The sequence below is a fragment of the Pseudomonas sp. GW821-FHT02A11 genome (assembly GCF_059421985.1).
In genome coordinates this window covers 65,578-82,832 of the sequence record NZ_JBWKWB010000005.1, presented here as the reverse complement: position 1 = coordinate 82,832, position 17,255 = coordinate 65,578, and the positions used below count along the sequence as shown (strand labels likewise).

The 17,255-nt window shown below is 62.3% G+C and carries 15 protein-coding genes; 1 reads left to right on the top strand and 14 read right to left on the bottom strand.

Annotated features, from left to right (window positions below; translation table 11 throughout):
* Window positions 1-25 precede the first annotated feature (25 nt).
* From AC07V9_RS09690 to pmbA, 7 genes are all read right to left on the bottom strand, one after another.
* Window positions 26-364 (bottom strand): zinc ribbon domain-containing protein YjdM, encoded by a 339-nt coding sequence (locus AC07V9_RS09690; protein WP_495015501.1) that lies wholly within the window; start codon window positions 362-364, stop codon window positions 26-28.
* Window positions 365-626: 262 nt separating this feature from the next.
* A complete protein-coding gene (locus AC07V9_RS09685; protein WP_495015500.1) occupies window positions 627-1,514 on the bottom strand; it encodes a ZIP family metal transporter in 888 nt (295 codons plus the stop codon).
* A gap of 26 nt (window positions 1,515-1,540) precedes the next feature.
* Entirely contained in the window at window positions 1,541-2,152 is a 612-nt protein-coding gene (locus tag AC07V9_RS09680) for a superoxide dismutase (RefSeq protein WP_495015499.1), read from the bottom strand.
* A gap of 1 nt (window position 2,153) precedes the next feature.
* The gene (locus AC07V9_RS09675; protein ID WP_495015498.1) at window positions 2,154-2,615 is read right to left on the bottom strand and encodes a DUF2753 family protein; all 462 of its coding nucleotides are present in this window, start codon (window positions 2,613-2,615) and stop codon (window positions 2,154-2,156) included.
* 38 nt (window positions 2,616-2,653) lie between these two features.
* Window positions 2,654-4,030 (bottom strand): class II fumarate hydratase, encoded by a 1,377-nt coding sequence (locus AC07V9_RS09670; RefSeq protein WP_495015497.1) that lies wholly within the window; start codon window positions 4,028-4,030, stop codon window positions 2,654-2,656.
* Complete coding sequence (locus AC07V9_RS09665) at window positions 4,023-4,418, bottom strand: FagA protein (protein ID WP_495015496.1); 396 nt, start codon at window positions 4,416-4,418, stop codon at window positions 4,023-4,025. The genes AC07V9_RS09670 and AC07V9_RS09665 overlap by 8 nt, the downstream gene beginning before the upstream one ends.
* 310 nt (window positions 4,419-4,728) lie before the next feature.
* On the bottom strand, window positions 4,729-6,075 hold the full coding sequence (pmbA, locus tag AC07V9_RS09660) for a metalloprotease PmbA (RefSeq protein WP_495015495.1): 1,347 nt from the start codon (window positions 6,073-6,075) through the stop codon (window positions 4,729-4,731).
* 94 nt (window positions 6,076-6,169) lie between these two features.
* Between pmbA and yjgA the strand changes: the two genes are divergently transcribed.
* Complete coding sequence (yjgA, locus tag AC07V9_RS09655; protein ID WP_495015494.1) at window positions 6,170-6,691, top strand: ribosome biogenesis factor YjgA; 522 nt, start codon at window positions 6,170-6,172, stop codon at window positions 6,689-6,691.
* 101 nt (window positions 6,692-6,792) lie between these two features.
* Here the strand turns inward: yjgA and tldD are convergent, their stop codons facing one another.
* From tldD to mreC, 7 genes are all read right to left on the bottom strand, one after another.
* Entirely contained in the window at window positions 6,793-8,232 is a 1,440-nt protein-coding gene (gene tldD, locus AC07V9_RS09650) for a metalloprotease TldD (RefSeq protein WP_495015493.1), read from the bottom strand.
* A gap of 2 nt (window positions 8,233-8,234) precedes the next feature.
* The gene (locus AC07V9_RS09645) at window positions 8,235-9,086 is read right to left on the bottom strand and encodes a carbon-nitrogen hydrolase family protein (RefSeq protein WP_495015492.1); all 852 of its coding nucleotides are present in this window, start codon (window positions 9,084-9,086) and stop codon (window positions 8,235-8,237) included.
* 175 nt (window positions 9,087-9,261) lie between these two features.
* Window positions 9,262-13,077: a YhdP family protein gene (locus AC07V9_RS09640; RefSeq protein WP_495015491.1), complete on the bottom strand. Its 3,816-nt coding sequence runs from the start codon at window positions 13,075-13,077 to the stop codon at window positions 9,262-9,264.
* 197 nt (window positions 13,078-13,274) lie between these two features.
* Window positions 13,275-14,732 carry a ribonuclease G gene (gene rng / locus AC07V9_RS09635; protein ID WP_495015490.1) on the bottom strand — a complete coding sequence of 486 codons (1,458 nt, stop codon included), beginning with the start codon at window positions 14,730-14,732 and terminating at the stop codon, window positions 13,275-13,277.
* Window positions 14,729-15,340 carry a Maf family protein gene (locus AC07V9_RS09630; RefSeq protein ID WP_495015489.1) on the bottom strand — a complete coding sequence of 204 codons (612 nt, stop codon included), beginning with the start codon at window positions 15,338-15,340 and terminating at the stop codon, window positions 14,729-14,731. The genes rng and AC07V9_RS09630 overlap by 4 nt, the downstream gene beginning before the upstream one ends.
* A gap of 174 nt (window positions 15,341-15,514) precedes the next feature.
* Window positions 15,515-16,006, bottom strand: coding sequence for a rod shape-determining protein MreD (gene mreD, locus AC07V9_RS09625; RefSeq protein ID WP_065990112.1), 492 nt, complete (start codon window positions 16,004-16,006; stop codon window positions 15,515-15,517).
* The gene (gene mreC, locus AC07V9_RS09620) at window positions 16,006-17,163 is read right to left on the bottom strand and encodes a rod shape-determining protein MreC (protein WP_495015788.1); all 1,158 of its coding nucleotides are present in this window, start codon (window positions 17,161-17,163) and stop codon (window positions 16,006-16,008) included. Before mreC ends, mreD begins: the two co-directional genes overlap by 1 nt.
* Between the last annotated feature and the right edge of the window lie 92 nt (window positions 17,164-17,255).

Sequence of the window (17,255 nt, the reverse complement as noted above, 5' to 3'; positions counted from 1 at the left end):
ACAGGGTTTGGAATCAGCCGAGAAATCAGCCTTTCTTGACGAATTCGGACTTCAGCTTCATCGCGCCGATGCCGTCAATCTTGCAGTCGATGTCGTGATCGCCATCCACCAAACGGATGTTCTTGACCTTGGTGCCGACCTTGACCACCAGGGACGAACCTTTGACTTTCAGGTCCTTGATCACGGTCACGGTGTCGCCATCCTGCAGCGTATTGCCGACTGCATCCTTGATGACCTTCACATCATCGTCACTGTCAGCCGCGCCATTGGCGGACCACTCATGGGCGCATTCCGGGCAGACGAGCTGGGTGCCGTCTTCGTAGGTGTATTCGGAATTGCATTTTGGGCACGGCGGTAAGCTCACGACGGATCTCGCATCAGGGAAATAGGCGCGCGATTATAAGGGTTTTTATCGTCAGATGGGCGGGCACCACGTTTTTGATTCTGGCCGAAGGCCGTAGCAACGACTTGTCGGCGATCGGCTGCGCAGCAGTCGTGAAATCTGCCAACCCGTTTTACCTGACACACCGCGTCGTCAGGTTTTACTGCCGCTTCGCGCCAGATCGCGAGCAAGGTGGGACGCCACCCCGGAGCTCCTACGCCCTCCGGCCGGAAGCAAACAGGCGCTAAGCCAACGCCGTATCCATCACCATCATCAGACAAAACCCGAGCAACAGCCCCAAGCTTGCGATCTTGTCGTGTCCGTTGCGGCGTGATTCAGGAATGATTTCATGGGTCACCACCAGCAGCATCGCCCCCGCCGCCAACGCCAGACCCACCGGCAACAGCAGCGCAGCGATTTCCACCAGCCAGGCGCACAGCACCGCAAACACCGGCTCAACCAGCCCTGATGCCGCACCGATCAGAAAGGCATTGAGCCTCGACATGCCCGCTGCCGCGAGCACCAGGGCAATGACCAGACCTTCCGGCACGTCCTGCAAGGCGATGCCCATGGCCAGGCTGTCCGCGTGAGCCAGACCGCCTCCCGCCGAGACGCCCACTGCCATGCCTTCGGGAATGTTGTGGGCGATGATGGCGATGACGAACAGCCAGATATTCGATGGGATCGCCGGTGTGTCCGTGACATCCGACAGGTGCGGCCCTTGCGACACCAAGGTGTCGACAAGGACCAGCCCCATCGCCCCCGCCAAGATGCCGGCACTGACCAGCGCGCCCGCGCCCCATGGCGAAAAGCCCAGGCTTTGTGCAGCGCCCAGGCCCGGAACGATCAGGGAAAAGGCCGTGGCGGCGAGCATGATGCCCGCGCCAAAACCCAGTAACCCATCGGACACCGCCACCGGCATGCCGCGAATCACCAGCACCGGCACCGCACCGAGCGCCGTCCCCAGCGCGCACAGCGCCCCGCCTTCCAGCGCCCTCAGCATGCGCGGTTCAAGACTCAACCAGGTCAATCCCTGATTGATGAGCAACCCTGTGCCGACCAGCAGCAAAATCGAGCCGATGGCCAGACGAAACAGACGTCCGCTACTGAGGGTGAGCAAATCCGAAGGCATAGATCGTCTACTTCTCGTTGTGGGCGTTAAGCAATTGCAGCCTGATAGCGCTTGGCGACTTCTTCCCAGTTCACGACGTTGTAGAACGCTGCGATGTATTCCGGGCGACGGTTCTGATAGCGCAGGTAGTAGGCGTGCTCCCAGACGTCCAGGCCGAGGATCGGCGTATTGCCGTTCATCAACGGGCTGTCCTGGTTGCCGCTGCTTTCAACGACCAGTTGCTTGGCCGGGGTGACGCTCAGCCAGGCCCAGCCGCTGCCGAAACGGGTCAGTGCGGCTTTGGTGAAGGCCTCTTTGAAGGCGTCGATGCCGCCCAATTGTTCGTCGATGGCCTTGGCCAATGCGCCGCTTGGCAGACCGCCGCCGTTAGGGCTCATGACCTCCCAGAACAGCGAGTGGTTGGCGTGGCCGCCGCCTTGGTTGATCACCGCCGGGCGCAGTTTTTCCGGCAGTTGAGCGACGCTGGACACCAGTTTTTCGATCGGCCACTCAGCGTATTCGGTGCCGTCGACGGCAGCGTTGAGGTTGTTGATGTAGGTCTGGTGGTGCTTGGTGTAGTGGATTTCCATGGTCTGCGCATCGATGTGCGGCTCAAGGGCATCGTAGGCGTATGGCAAGGCAGGCAAGGTATACGGCATATCAATGGACTCCAAAGGACAAGGTGCCGGCGGCAGCGGCGTTGCGCTGTAGCGCCGAGCGTGAGTGTTCGCCGCTGCTGTTGAGCAGTCGGTGGGTGCGTGGGTATTCACCGTATTCGCCGATGAAGCCCAACAGTTCGCTGTAGGTCTTGTTGCTGTGACGGAACGCGGCCTGACGCAGTGCCGGGTTCAGGCTCACATTCGAAATCACCTGCAGCAGGCGTTGATGGGCCGAGCACAGGTACTCGGCGCTTTCTTCCGGCTGGTTCAGGCTCAGGTGCAGATCGGCCAGGTTGTGATGAGAGATCACGAACGCAGCGACCGCCTCGTCAGGGTCTTTCCAGCGCTCCAGCAGCACTTGCGCCAGGGCCAGGGCTTGCAGGTAGAGTTCGCGGGCGTCGACCAGATCGCCACGGTTGAAGCAGCTATTGCCTTTCAGAATGGTGCTTTTCCAATGCTCCATGGCGCGTCTCCTCGATCGCTGACGTGGGTGGTCGCAGGTCAGATGCCGCCTGCGGTGAGTTTTTCCGGGTTGAGCAGGGTTTGCAGCTGCGTGCGATCCAGATCAGTGTGCTCAAGCGCCACATCGATGATCGGGCGGCCTTCCTTGTAGGCGGTCTTGGCGATTTCAGCGGCCTTCTGATAACCGATGATCGGATTCAGCGCGGTGACCAGAATCGGGTTGCGCGACAGGGCCTCCTTGAGCTTGGCCTCGTTGACCTTGAAGGTGGCGATGGCCTTGTCGGCCAGCAGGCGGCTGGAGTTGGCCAGCAGCTCGATGCTTTCGAGCAGGTTGTGGGCAATGATCGGCAGCATCACGTTGAGCTCGAAGTTGCCCGACTGGCCGGCGACGGTGATCGCCGCGTCGTTGCCGATTACTTGCGCGGCGACCATCGCGGTGGCTTCCGGAATCACCGGGTTGACCTTGCCCGGCATGATCGAGGAGCCCGGCTGCAGGCCTTCCAGTTCGATCTCGCCCAAGCCTGCCAAGGGGCCGGAGTTCATCCAGCGCAGGTCGTTGGCGATCTTCATCAGCGACACGGCGGTGGCCTTGAGCTGACCGGAAACAGCCACGGCGGTGTCTTGAGAGCCGATCAGGGCGAACAAGTCCTTGCCCGGCACGAAGCCGACGTGGCTCAACTGGCTCAACTGCGTAGCGAAACGCGAGGCGAACTCTGGGTGTGCGTTGATCCCGGTGCCCACTGCCGTGCCGCCCTGGGCCAGCGCTTGCAGGCTCGGCAGCAGGTTTTCGATGTGCTCGACGTTGGCCTTGATCTGCTGCGACCAGCCGTTGAGTACCTGACTCAGGCGTACTGGCATGGCGTCCATCAAGTGGGTGCGGCCGGTTTTGACGAACGGGTGAACCTGTACCGCCTTCTGCTCGGTGACTTCGACCAGATGCGCCAGCGCAGGCAGCAGTTGCTCATGAATGGCCAGCGCGGCGCTGACGTGGATCGTGGTGGGGATGATGTCATTGCTGCTTTGGCCGCAGTTGACGTGGTCGTTGGCGTTCACCGGTTCGCCCAGCACGCGACTGGCGAGGGTCGCGATGACTTCGTTGGCGTTCATGTTGGTGCTGGTGCCCGAGCCGGTCTGGAACACGTCCACCGGAAAGTGCGCCATGAAGTCGCCCGCCAGCAGCTCTTTGCAGGCGGTGACGATGGCCTTGCTCTGCCCTTCGGAAATCTGCCCGAGTTCGAGGTTGGCCTGAGCGGCAGCGGCCTTGGCCAGCAGCAGTGCACGAACGAACTGGCGAGGCATGCGCAACTGGCTGATCGGGAAGTTGTTCACCGCACGCTGGGTCTGCGCGCCATACAGGGCCTCGGACGGGACCTGCAGTTCGCCCATGCTGTCGCGTTCAATACGAGTATTACTCATCAAGAGATCCTTGCATCAGTTCAGCGAGAGAAATCGAGGGTTGCAACACGCAGGTCGCCAGCTGATGGGCGAAGCGCTGCCAGCGTTGGCGTTGAATGGGAGAATGAGCGAGGGCCTGCAGGTCGCGCAGCGGGCGCCAAGCCTGATCAAGACACAGGCAGCGCCAGTGCCAGGGCAAGGCAGTGTCGCGGGCGGTGTCGATCAGCAGGCGAAAGGTGCTTTCGGCGATCAGCACCTGCGGCGTGGCGGTGAAGCGCCCCAGATAGCGGCCCTCGGCCAGGTAATGTTCGATGACACGAGGCTCGTCAGGATCGAGCGCGCAGCGAATTCGCAGACTCAGCGCACGCCAGTTTTCCAGATGAGGCGACTCGTGCAGAACAGTACCCATGGGACAGGCTCATTTGGCAAATGATACTCATTATTAAATGAGTTTAAGAATCAAAACAACCCCGACACTTGAAGAAGCGTGCTTCGTGAAGAGCCATTGATGGATGCAAAGGAAGGATTGACGCAGCACCTGTGGGAGCGAATTCATTCGCGAAAAGTGCGCCAGACAACAGAGATGGATTGCCTGTCATGGCCTCTCGCGAATGAATTCGCTCCCACAGGGATTTGGGGTGTTTCGGGGATTGCGGGCAACAAAAAAGCCTGCACCGAAACCGGGACAGGCCTTTGGGTGCTGCTATGGAATCGGGAAATCAGCTCCCCGCGACAGTCATCTTCTCGATCAGCACCGAACCTGTGCGGATGTTGCTACGCATCTCCAGATCGCTGCCAACGGCGACAATTTGCTTGAACATGTCGCGCATGTTGCCGGCAATGGTCACTTCCTGGACCGCGAACTGAATCTCGCCGTTCTCGATCCAGAACCCCGCCGCGCCACGGGAGTAGTCGCCGGTGACCATGTTCAGGCCGCTGCCCATCAGCTCGGTGACCAACAGCCCGCGCCCCATGCGACGGATCAGCGCGGCCTGATCCTCAGTGCCGTGGGAGACGAACAGGTTGTGCACGCCCCCCGCGTTGGCGGTGCTCGGCAGGCCCAGCTTGCGGCCCGAGTAGGTGCTCAGTACATAAGACACCAGATCGCCCTTTTCGACGAACGGTTTGGCGTAGGTCGCCAGGCCATCGCCATCGAACGCCGAACTGCCCATGGCGCGCATCAGGTGCGGACGCTCGTCGATGGTCATCCACTCCGGGAACAGCCGCTGACCGATGGCGCCTTCCAGGAAGGACGACTTGCGGTACAGGTTGCCGCCGGAAATCGCCCCTAGGAAGCTGCCGAACAGGCCACCCGCCAGTTCAGCAGAAAACAGCACCGGCACTTCGCAGGTCGGCACCGGGCGTGCGCCCAGGCGGCTGGCGGCGCGCTCGGCAGCTTTCTGGCCGATCAGTCTGGCGTCCATCAGCAGCTCGCCCTGACGATTGACGTCGTACCAGTAATCGCGCTGCATCTGGCCGTCTTTTTCGGCGATCATCACGCAGCTCAGGCTGTGCCGGGTCGAGGCGTAGCCACCGATGAAACCGTGGCTGTTGCCGTACACGCGGCAGCCCTGATGCACGTTGAGGGTCGTGCCATCGGCGTTCTTGATCAGCGGGTTGGCGTCGAACGCAGCGGCTTCACAGGTGAGCGCGCGTTCGATGGCCTGTTCCGGGGTGATGTCCCACGGGTGGAACAGATCGAAATCCGGCTGATCCTTGGCCATCAGCGCAGCGTCAGCCAGGCCCGAGCATTCATCTTCGGAAGTGTGTTTGGCGATTGCCAGCGCTGCGGCGACGGTTTCGCGGATCGCATCCGGGCCGCTGGCCGAAGTGCTGGCCGAGCCTTTGCGTTGGCCAACGTACAGGGTGATACCGAAACCCTGGTCGCGGTTGAACTCGACGGTCTCGACTTCGCGCTGACGAACGGACGTCGACAGGCCCTGATCCACCGACACAGCGACTTCACAAGCGGTCGCGCCCTGACGCTTGGCTTCGGCGACGATTTGCTCGACTTGCTGTTGCAGCGCTGGCAAGGCCTGTGGGCCGACGCTTTCTGATGCACTCATGACTTACTCCATCAAATTCCGATTTCGGCAGCCCGGGCCGGACAATTGGCCCCTGACTGGTTATCATGGCGGCGTTTATTTGCGGACTGCCCCCATGGTTGATTCTTACGACGACTCCTTCGACGGAGAGAAAAGCAAAACCCAGGTCAAAAAAGAGCTTCACGCTCTGGTGGATCTGGGCGAGCGCTTGACGACATTCAAGCCCGACGTGCTGGCCAAGCTGCCGTTGACCGACGAGTTGCGTCGGGCACTGGCCGATGCTCCCAAGCACACCGCGCACATTGCGCGCAAACGCCACATTTCGTTCATTGGCCGACTGATGCGCGACCAGAACCTGGACGAGATCCTGGTGCTGCTCGATCAGCTCGACGCTTCCACGCGTCAGTACAACGAGCGCTTTCATAACCTGGAACGCTGGCGCGATCGCCTGGTGGGCGGCACTGACGAGGTGCTCGAACAGTTCGTCAACGAGTACCCCGAGGCCGACCGTCAGCAACTGCGTTCGCTGATCCGTCAGGCCCAGCACGAAGCCAAGCAGAACAAGGCGCCGACTGCGACCCGCAAAATCTTCAAATACATCCGCGAACTGGACGAAACCAAGCGCGGCCTTCGCTAAGCCGTAGGAGCGCGCTTGCCCGCAAATGCGATCTGTCTGTGACAGATGTGGTGGCTGACACGCCACAATCGCGGGCAAGCGCGCTCCTACAGTTCTAATCCTTATCCGCCTGTGCCGCCCACCGTGATCGCATCGATCTTCAGCGTTGGCTGGCCGACGCCCACCGGCACCGACTGCCCATCCTTGCCACAGGTGCCCACGCCGCTGTCCAGCGACAGGTCGTTGCCGACCATCGACACCCGGCTCATGCATTCCGGGCCGTTGCCGATCAGCGTCGCGCCCTTGACCGGGGCGGTGATCTTGCCGTCTTCGATCAAGTAAGCCTCGCTGGTGGAGAACACGAACTTGCCGCTGGTGATGTCGACCTGACCGCCGCCTAGGTTGGCGCAGTAGATCCCCTTTTTCACCGAGGCAATGATTTCCGCCGGATCGCTCTGGCCGCCCAGCATGTAGGTATTGGTCATGCGCGGCATCGGCAGATGCGCATAGGACTCGCGACGACCGTTGCCGGTGCGCGCCACGCCCATCAGGCGGGCGTTGAGCTTGTCCTGCATGTAGCCCTTGAGCACGCCGTTCTCGATCAGCGTGGTGCATTCGGTCTGGGTGCCCTCGTCGTCCACGCTCAGCGAGCCGCGACGACCGGCCAACGTGCCGTCATCGACGATGGTGCAAAGCTTGGAGGCAACCATCTCGCCCATGCGACCGCTGTAGGCCGAGCTGCCCTTGCGGTTGAAGTCGCCTTCCAGGCCGTGCCCGACCGCTTCGTGCAGCAGCACGCCGGACCAGCCCGAACCCAATACGACAGGCAGGGTGCCAGCCGGCGCGGGAATGGCTTCCAGATTGACCAGCGCCTGACGCAGCGCCTCGCGGGCATAGCCCATGGCCCGGTCTTCCTGGAGGAAATAACGGTAATCGGTACGCCCGCCGCCGCCATGACCACCGCGCTCACGACGGCCGTTCTGCTCGACGATCACGCTGACGTTGAAGCGCACCAGAGGACGCACATCAGCGGCCAGACCACCGTCGGTGGAAGCCACCAGAATGCGTTCCCAGACCCCGGCCATGCTCACGGTAACCTGCTGAATGCGAGGGTCCAAGGCGCGGGTGGCAGCATCGACACGCTTGAGCAGCTCGACCTTTTCGGCGCGGGTCATGACTTCCAGGGGGTTATCCGGCGCATAGAGCTGGGCGACGTCCTGGGTGGTGAACGCCTGCACGCGGCCGTTCTGGCCGGCGCGGGAGATCGAGCGAGCCGCGCGGGCCGCCTGGCTAAGGGCCTCGGGGGTGATTGCGTTGCTGTAGGCAAAACCGGTCTTTTCACCAGACTGCGCACGCACGCCCACACCTTGGTCCAGGTTAAAGCTGCCTTCCTTGACGATTCCGTCTTCCAAGGCCCAGGACTCGGAAATCTGACCCTGAAAATACAGGTCGGCGGCATCGATCCCAGGACCGGCAAGCTCCCCCAGCACCGATTGCAGGCTGTCGATACTCAGGCCGCCTGGCGCCAGAAGGTGTTCGCTGACAGAGGACAAGTCGCTCATATTCACTCCGGGGTGTTGGCAGGCCGCAAGGCGTCCTGCGAAAAAAATCGCCGGTGGTGGGTAACCGGCATTCGCGCCCGTATGGACGCTTGTTCGTCAATGTCTCGTTCGGCCAGCAACACGGCTTCACCCTGTGCCTGCTCGGCCAACACGCGGCCCCATGGATCGATGATCGCCGCATGCCCAAACGTCTCTCTGGGCCCCGGATGCACCCCACCTTGCGCGGCCGCCAGCACGTAACACTGGGTTTCGATGGCTCGTGCGCGCAGCAGGACTTCCCAGTGCGCCGCGCCGGTCACGGCGGTAAAGGCCGACGGCGCGGTGATCAATTCTGCGCCAGCTTCACGCAACGCGGTGTACAGCTCGGGAAAGCGCAGGTCGTAACACACGCTCAGACCGAGTTTCCCGACGGGGGTGTCCGCCACCACCACGTTATTGCCATGAGCATAGTCGTCGGATTCGCGATAACGCCCGCGGGCATCAGCGACATCGACGTCGAACAGGTGCAGCTTGTCGTAACGCGCCACCTGCTCGCCCTGATCGTCGACCAACAGCGAGCAGGCCGTGACCTTGCCGTTGGGTCGGTCTTTGGGCGGCAGGGGCAATGTTCCGGCAACAATCCATAACCTGAGGTCGCGAGCGGCCAGTTTCAACCATGGCAGGATCTGACCTTCGCCCAACGCTTCGGCGCGGCCGATGTCAGCGATGTCGCGACGGCCCATGGCAGCGAAGTTTTCCGGCAGCACGGCAAGCCTCGCGCCCGATGCCGCAGCCTGTTCCAACAACGCACGGGCCTGCGCCAGATTGCCTTGGACATCGCTCTGGCTGACCATCTGAATCACAGCGAAGGACATGAAGCGCTCCTCAATCGATAGAACTGCACTGTACTCCAACGCATCACCACCTGCTTCTGGCCGAAGGCCGGAGCGCGCTTGCCCCGCGAAGGCGTGGTGTCAGACAACACATGAGTGAGGCACATACCCCAATCGCGGGCAAGCGCGCTCCTACATGAAGCCACGCGCCAGCCTGTTACTGCGGCTTCTCAAACGGCTTGTCGAAGGTGATTTTAGGTTCTTTCCACGGGCCTTCGACCTTGTACTGCACGCTGGCGAAACGCGCGACGCGATCGCCCAGCAGCTTGTCGACCAGAAACAGCGCCCCCCCAATGGCCGGCGCGCCAACAATCAAGGCCGCGATCGGCAGGTTGTTGGTCACAGGCAAGGTCACCAGCAGCTTGGCGTCGACCCGGTCGCGGACCATGTCCAGCGTGCCATTGAGTTCCAGGTTGCTCGAGGGGCCGACCATGGTGATCGGATCACGGGTGACATACACGCCATCACTGGCCACCAGAAGCCCTTTGACCCGGTCATAGCTCAGGCCTTTGCTCAGCAGGTCGGAGAAGTCCAGGCGCAGGCGGCGGCCGATGGAGTTGAAGTTGAGCAGGCCGAACACCCGCAACGCCTGAGCGCCGCCTTCCACTTCAACGAACTGGCCGTTTTTCAGCGTCGCGTCCAGGCTGCCGGAATAGCGCTTCAGACCCACCCATGCAGGCGAACCCGGCCAGCGACCATCGGCGTTCAACTCGAATGCCTGGCTCGTCACCGTCGGCGCAAAACCCCAGGCTTTGAGCACATCGGCCAGATTCTTGCCCTGCACCTGGCCTTTGAACCAGCTGCTGGTCGCGCCTGGCGTGCCCTCCCAGCCGCCATTGCCCAGCAGGGTGATGCCTTTGAGGCCCAGATTCAGATCCGACAATTGCAAGCCGCTGGGGGTCGGCCGTGCCTTGAGCGACCAGGCGCCGACCAGTTGATCGCCCTGAAACAGCTGGGTGATCTTGATGTTCATCGCCGGGATGTTGTGCGGGTCGACATCGGCCAGCGGATCCGGAGCGTTTTCCACCACGGCGGCATTGGGGTCTGGCGCAGGCAGGCGTACGTAAAGCAGATTGATGTCCGCCGGCGTGGCCTTGTTGTCCGGCAGGGTCGCGGTGCCTTTGATCTTCTCGCTGTCCAGCGACAGGGCCCAGCTGGCCTCGTTGCGCTTGAGCTGCACGCTGGCCTGATCCAGCGTCGTGCCCTTGGCGGTCAGCTTGCCGATCTGCAGGTCGACGCCGCTGAGCAACTGCTTGGCACTGCCGCCCGGATCGTTGCCCGCGTATCGTTCGGCCATCGACTGCCAGGGCGCAATGTCGAGTTCAGACAGCGAACCCCGGACCCGCAGGCCCTTGCTGTCCGGCACGATCGCCCCGCCTTCGCCGAGGAACAGCTCGCCACGGCCGTCGGCGAACTTGCCCGCAGGCGCCGCGAAGGCCAGGTTGGCAAGGTTGCCGTAGCCCACGCTGATGCGCCGCTCAGGGCCCTGCAGGTTCATGCGAAAGTCGGTGTCACGGGTTTCCTCGGCGCCCTTGCCGAATGGCGCGGGCAGGTCGACCGTCACGCCTTTGAGGTTGGAATTGATCAGCAACGGGCTGTCGGCGCCGTTGAGGGTCAACTGCAGCTGATACGGCAGATCGCCCGACACCGGCAGCGGCTGGGTGACGTTGAGCCAGTCGGTCAGGCGCTTGGTGGCGATCTGGCTACTGGCGGTGATGCGCGTCACCGGCGCGCCCGGCTTGCCCTCGGCGAAAATCTCGGCACTGACCGGCTTATCGAACGCCACCGCCTTGATGCCCTTGCCGCTCAGACCCTTGGCATAGTCGAAGCGGAAGTTGCCCTTGAGCTGGGTCAGGTCAAGCACGGGATCGGCCAGTTTGAGGTGCGCGCTGTCGGTATTGAAATCCACCGCCACCTTGGCGTCCTGCCCCTTGACCAGCGGCACGTCCAGATTGATATGCCCTTGCAGCGGCCCCTCGGCCTGCCAGCCGGCAAAGGTCTGCGCGGTGCCGATGGGCGCTTCCTGCAGAATCTTCATGCCGTCCTGAAGGCTGCCGTCGAAGTCGCCGTCCACCAGCAGATGGCTCGGCTGGCCCGACGGCACGTGAGGCACGTCCACGGCCACATTGCTCACCTGAGTGCCGAGCAACTGGCCCTTGGTGGCACGAATGCGCACACCGCTGTTCTCGACAAAGACATTGCCGTCCACACCGGTCAGCGGCGGCCAACCCGGCTGGAAGGCGAGAGTGGCGTTGCGCACCTTGAAGAACAGGCTGATCACCCGCGCCACATCCGGTGCGTCGTGGTTGAGCGAGCCCTGATACTGGAAGAAGCTCTGGTTGACGTTGCCGCTGACAATGGCCGTGCGCAGCCAGTTATCCAGCGCCGGGCTCAGCACCGCCGGCAGGTATTTGGAGGTATAGCGGCCGTCGGCGTCCACCAGACCCACGCGCAGGTCCATGTAGTCTTCCTGGCTGTGGTCGAAGTGCAAACGGATCAGGAAGTCGCTGGCGATCTTGCCCTCATCCCCCAACACCTTGATATAGGGGGCGATCAGCGTGAAGCCCTGATCGTCCAACGCCCAGGTCAGGCGCGCATCGGCGTGGCGGTATTTCCATTCGTTCTTGAAGATCGGGTCCAGGTGCAGCATGAAATCGTCAGTGTTCAGGCGCAGCTCACCCTGCCCCAGATCGCCGCTGATGGCGCCACTGACGTTCCCGGCAGCCGGCGCACCGTGATAGGCGTCGAAACCGACCTTGTCCAGATTGGCCGCGAAGCTCAAACGCTTCGCGCCTTCGGCCTGGGGGCGGTAATCGAGCAGCACGTTGCGCAGACCGCCGGTGACTTTCAGGTGATCGAGCACCACCATGAGTTTGTCGGGCAGCGGTACGAGAGAATCGAGTAATGGCGTGACAGGGGTCAGATCCAGCCGGTCAGCCTGTATGTGCCAGAGCTCTTCACTGTCAGACGTTGCCGCGGTCTGCTTGAGCTGCAGGTGGCTTTCCCAGCGCTTGCTGGCGATGTCCATGGCCAGCGAGCTCAGCGACACTGTGAAACCCGTGTCATCGCGCTGGAACCAGGCGTTGAGCGCCAGGTTGTCGATGTTCGACGCTTTGCGATCAGCGTAGGCGCCCTTGAATTGCGGGGCATTGAGACGCGCAACTGCCGTTTGCAGGTTGCCCTTGCCCCAGGTCATCCAGAATTCGCCACCCGCCTTGAGGTTCTTGATGTTCCAGTCGCGTGTCAGGCTCTTGGGCAGCCATTTGGCCCAGTCGCTCTGCGGCAGGCTCAGGTACGCCTCAGCCTCGCCATCGCGCCAGGCGCTGGCGCGGATTTTCGAACGGACATTGAGTGACAGGGGTTGGCCGTCGGGCAGGGTCAAGCGGGCATCGAGGCGCTGATGAAACCGCCCGGTCTTGAGTGTCATGCTGACGTAAGTGAGGGTCAGAGGCGCCTGTTCGTAGGGTTGCAGGGTGATCTGGCTGTCGAACAGCGAAAGCTGCGAGATCATCTGCATCTGCGTCAGCACCTGTTCAGGATCGAACGGCTTGTCATCCTGCACCGGCAGGCCCTGGAGCGCCCAATGGCCGTCCTTGTCTTCCTTGAGTCCAAGCTGCAGGCCATCGAGTTCAAGGTGAGCGATGCGTACCTGTCGGGCCTTGAGGCTGGCCCAGAGATCAGGCACTGCGCGCACGTGATCCAGGCGAACCGTACCTGCGCCCTGCCCGACCATCACGTCCCGCGCGACGAAGACTGGCGCGAAGCCGCTCCAGCTGCCCTCCAGGCGACCGATGCTGACCGGCATGCCCACGGCGTTCTGAACCTTGAGTTCCACGTCAGCACGGTATTCGGCGACCATCGGCACCAGCTCGCGGCCAACACTGACGTACAGCGCGATCAGCACCAGAACCAGCGCGCACAGACTCAGGCCCCAACGTGTCAGAGCGGCGAGGAATCGCGTCAAACGCTCCATGTCGCCGAGCCTCCGTGCCACGCACCGGCGAACAGGGTACGGGTCAACCGAGTGGCCGACAGGTCAGGGAATTGCTCATTTGCCACACATCATTCTCTTTGAAGGGCATCCTTGCCGTCGGCCTGCGCAGGCTCGATTTGTCTGGGGGTCGACGACCGCGCGATGCTCTGCGCGGCGCTTCAAGCCGTTGAGCTGAATCAGAGCAGCACAACGTCATATTGTTCCTGTGAATACATGGTTTCGACCTGAAAGCGAATGGTCCGACCGATAAACACCTCAAGTTCCGCCACGTTACCCGACTCTTCATCGAGCAGACGATCGACCACCTTCTGGTTGGCCAGCACGCGATAGCCCAGCGCCTGATAGGCCCGCGCCTCGCGCAGGATCTCGCGGAAGATCTCGTAACAGATGGTTTCCGCCGTTTTTAGCTTGCCACGGCCCTGACAGCTGCTGCACGGCTCGCACAGCACTTGCTCAAGACTTTCACGGGTGCGTTTGCGGGTCATCTGCACCAGGCCCAGCTCAGTGATACCGATGATGTTGGTCTTGGCGTGGTCGCGTTCCAGCTGCTTCTCCAGCGTCCGCAGGACCTGGCGCTGATGCTCGCCGTCCTCCATGTCGATGAAGTCGATGATGATGATCCCGCCGATGTTGCGCAGGCGCAGTTGACGGGCAATGGCGGTCGCCGCTTCGAGATTGGTCTTGAAGATGGTTTCTTCGAGATTGCGATGGCCGACGAATGCCCCGGTGTTGACGTCGATGGTGGTCATCGCTTCGGCAGGGTCGATCACCAGATAGCCACCGGACTTTAGCGGCACCTTGCGCTCCAGGGCCTTCTGGATTTCGTCCTCGACCCCGTACAGGTCGAAAATCGGCCGCTCGCCGGGGTAATGCTCAAGGCGGTCGGCGATTTCCGGCATCAACTCGGCCACGAACTGGGTAGTCTTCTGAAAGGTTTCTCGTGAATCGATTCGGATCTTCTCGATGCGCGGGCTGACCAGATCGCGAAGGGTGCGCAGGGCCAGGCCGAGGTCCTCGTAGATCACGCTGGCCGGGCTGATGGTCTTGATCTGTTCGCCGATCTGATCCCACAGGCGTCGCAGATAACGGATGTCCATCATGATTTCATCGGCCCCGGCGCCTTCGGCCGCCGTGCGCAGGATGAAACCGCCTTTCTCCTTGATCCCTTCCTTGGCCACGCAGTCGCTGACGACCTGCTTGAGGCGCTCGCGCTCGGTCTCGTCCTCGATCTTCAGGGAAATCCCCACGTGGGCCGTGCGCGGCATGTACACCAGATAGCGCGATGGGATGGACAGTTGAGTGGTCAGACGCGCGCCCTTGCTGCCGATGGGGTCCTTGGTGACTTGCACCACCAGGCTCTGCCCTTCGTGCACCAGCGAGCTGATGGTTTCGACCGCCGGGCCCTCACGCATGGAGATTTCCGAAGCGTGGATGAACGCCGCGCGATCCAGACCGATGTCGATGAATGCCGCTTGCATGCCGGGCAGGACGCGAACGACCTTGCCCTTGTAAATATTGCCGACGATCCCGCGACGCTGGGTCCGCTCGACGTGGACTTCCTGCAAAACCCCGTTCTCAACGACGGCCACGCGCGACTCCATCGGCGTGATGTTGATCAGAATCTCTTCACTCATGGTTTTTCACCTTCCAGGCATTGCCAGCAGGGTATGCCAAAACGCTGGAGGATTTCTGCGGTTTCGCACAACGGCAAGCCGACCACGGCCGAATAGCTGCCCGAGAGGTTTTCAACGAACACAGCGCCCAGCCCCTGAATGCCGTAACTGCCCGCCTTGTCGCGGGGTTCGCCGCTGGCCCAGTAGGCGCGAGCTTCTTCAGGGGATATCGGGCGAAAACGCACGCGACTGCTGACCACGCGGGTTTCGCAGTGCTGCTCGTCGACCACGGCGATGGCGGTCAGGACGTCGTGTTCGCGGTTGGACAGCGCGGCGAGCATGGCCAGCGCATCGGCTTCATCGTCAGGTTTGCCGAGAATACGGCCGTCGAGAACCACCGCCGTGTCAGCGCCAAGAACGCACGCGGTGGGATACGCAGGGTCATTGGCCAGTTGCAGCAGCCCGGCATCGGCCTTGCCACGGGCCAGACGCTCGACATAGGCGGCCGGGGTTTCGTCCGCAAGCGGGGTTTCGTCGATATCGGCGCCAAGGGTCGTGAACGGCACACCGATCTGCGTCAGCAGCTCACGACGGCGCGGGGAGCCGGAGGCGAGAAGAAGTTGGGGCATGGGACGTCTCCGTGTCAGTGATCTTCAGCTTAGCCAGCGCCACTCCTGTGGGAGCGAATTCATTCTGGGCGGCATTCCGACGAAACGCCGGTACAGCCGATAAAGATGTGTCGCCGGACAAACCGCATCGCGAATGAATTCGCTCCCACAAGGTCCTGCCCGCAGCCTGCTATTTCAATTGATCTTCAGACGCAACCGCAACCCGCGCAGACCATAGCTCACCCACGGCCACAGCAATGCGCTGACCAGTGCCGGAAGCACCAGCGCCAAGGTCGGCTGGCGGTTGCCGGTCAATGCGCTGAGCCATAGCTGCACCAGCTGCGCCAGGCCGAAGATCACCAGAATCACCAGGCATTGCTGCCACATCGGGAACATGCGCAGACGTTGTTGCAGCGACAAGACCAGGAAGGTGATCAGGGTCAGGATCAGGGCGTTCTGCCCCAACAGCGTCCCGTAGAGCACGTCTTCGGCCAGACCCAGCATCCACGCGGTGACCATGCCGATTTTGTGTGGCAGGGCCAAGGCCCAGAACGCCAGCAGCAGCGCGAGCCACAGCGGGCGAAAGATTTCCATGAACTGCGGCAGCGGGGACACGCTGAGCAGCAGGCCGATGGCGAAGGTCAACCAGACCACCCAGCCGTTTCGTGCAGGGGCATGACGCGCCATTATTCTTCCCTCTCATGCGTCGCCGCAGGGGCAGCCACCGGTTTGGGCGTAGCGGGCTTGGCTGGCTGATGGGCAGGTGGTTTGCTCGCGGCAGGCTTGGCTGGCGTTGCGGCCGGTGTGGCAGCAGCCGGTGCGGCAGGCGCGGCTGCCGGGGCAGAAGACGTGCTGTGGCCGGTCGCAGGTTTAGGCACAGTGGCCGGGGTCACCGGCTTGTTCGGGGTCGCAGCAGGCGCAGCACCCGGCACGGTCGCCGACGGGACAACTGAAGGATCGGCCGTCTGACGCTCCAGCGACTCCTGCTGTTGCGCGGCATCGGCGGCGCGCTCTTCCGGGGAACGGCCATCCGAGAACACCAGCAACAGGTAACGGCTGCGGTTCAGCGCGGCGGTCGGCACGGCGCGAACGATCGCGAAAGGCTGGCCGGAGTCGTGGATGACTTCCTTGACCGTCGCCACCGGGTAGCCCGCCGGGAAACGCTGGCCCAGCCCGGAACTCACCAGCAGGTCGCCTTCCTTGATGTCGGCTGTATCGGCCACATGGCGCAGTTCCAGACGCTCAGGGTTACCGGTGCCGCTGGCAATCGCGCGCAAGCCGTTGCGGTTCACCTGCACCGGAATGCTGTGGGTGGAGTCGGTCAGCAGCAGCACGCGGGAGGTGTACGGCATCAGCTCGACCACCTGCCCCATCAGGCCGCGGGCATCGAGCACCGGCTGCCCCAATACCACGCCGTCGCGCTCACCCTTGTTGATGATGATGCGATGGGTGAAGGGGTTGGGGTCCATGCCGATCAGCTCGGCGACTTCGACCTTCTCGTTGACCAGCGCGGACGAGTTGAGCAACTCGCGCAGACGCACGTTCTGCTCGGTCAGGGCAGCCAGCTTTTGCAGGCGGCCTTGAAGCAGCAGGTTTTCGGTCTTGAGTTTTTCGTTTTCGGCAGCGAGTTCAGTGCGGCTGCCAAACTGGCTGGCAACGCCTTGATACAAACGTTCGGGCAGGTCGGCAATCCAGTAGGACTGCATCAGCACCAGCGACATCTGGCTGCGAACAGGCTTGAGCAGGGTGAAACGCGCATCCACGACCATGACGGCCACGGACAGGACGACCAGCACCAACAGACGAACGCCCAGCGACGGGCCCTTTGAGAAAAGCGGTTTAATAGGCCGCTCCTTCGAGGGATGCTTGTGGTTGGCTGTGCTTATTCATGGGACATGAAACCGGCCTGGTGCGGGTTGACGGAAAGAAGGTGTGC